Below are 934 nucleotides of genomic sequence, written 5' to 3'. Positions count from 1 at the left end.
GGATCTCGCGCGCCCAAAAAAACGGATCTCGCCCTTGCTGTCGTGGAGCAATCCCGAGGACGATACCCAATGAGCGTTATTGCCCGCACTCTGGGCGTCTCCAGGTCCAACCTCATCGAGCGCGCCAGCAAGCCATCCAAGCCGCGCGGACCTTATCGGAAGGCCGATGATTTGGCTCTTCTTGCCGAACTGCGTCCGATCATCGACCAGCGACCCACCTATGGCTATCGCCGTGTGACCGCATTGCTCAACAGGCATCGGCGCAAGGAGGGCAGGCCCATCGTCAACACCAAGCGTGTCCTCAGGATCATGCGGCAGAACGGGCTCACCCTTCAAAAGCATACTGCCCTGCGGCCCACGCGGACCCACGACGGTGTTGTCGTTGCCCTGCGCTCCAATATCCGCTGGTGTTCAGATCATCTGGAGATCCACGCCCGCAATGACGAGGTGGTGCGCATCGTCTTCGTTATCGACGCCTGTGACCGAGAGATCATCGCCTGGTCGGCCGTGGCCAATGCCGGCATCTCCGGCGAGATGGTCTGTGATCTGATGATCGCTGCCGTCGAGCGCCGCTTCCAGGCCCTCAAGGTCCCACACCGGCTGGAATGGCTCTCGGACAATGGCAGTGCCTATATCGCCAGGCAGACCGCACAGGTGGCCGCCGCTCTGGGCATCGACCTCCTCTTCACCCCGGTTCGAAGCCCGCAGAGCAACGGCATGTCTGAGGCCTTCGTCAAAACCCTGAAAAGGGATTACGCCTCAACCGTCATCCTTCCAGACGCCGAGACCATCCTGGCCTTGCTGCCCGAATGGATCGACGATTACTGTGAGGTCCACCCGCACTCCGGGCTTAAGTATCGCTCACCACGCGAGTTCCTGCGCCTCAGTGCCTAAACCCAACCGCCGGCTGTCCGGTGAAATGGGGTCCACTCCA

Annotated in this window: 1 protein-coding gene; it reads left to right on the top strand. The window is 61.2% G+C overall.

Going from position 1 to position 934, the window contains the following annotated elements:
• On the top strand, nt 1–894 hold an 894-nt coding region (locus tag DDE76_RS19365), incomplete at its 5' end, for an IS3 family transposase (RefSeq protein WP_157955935.1).
• Between the last annotated feature and the right edge of the window lie 40 nt (nt 895–934).

Source organism: Devosia indica (assembly GCF_003056405.1).
In the GTDB taxonomy this organism is placed as follows: domain Bacteria; phylum Pseudomonadota; class Alphaproteobacteria; order Rhizobiales; family Devosiaceae; genus Devosia; species Devosia indica.
The sequence above is the reverse complement of the archived record's forward strand: the minus strand, read 5'-3'. Positions and strand labels throughout refer to the sequence as shown.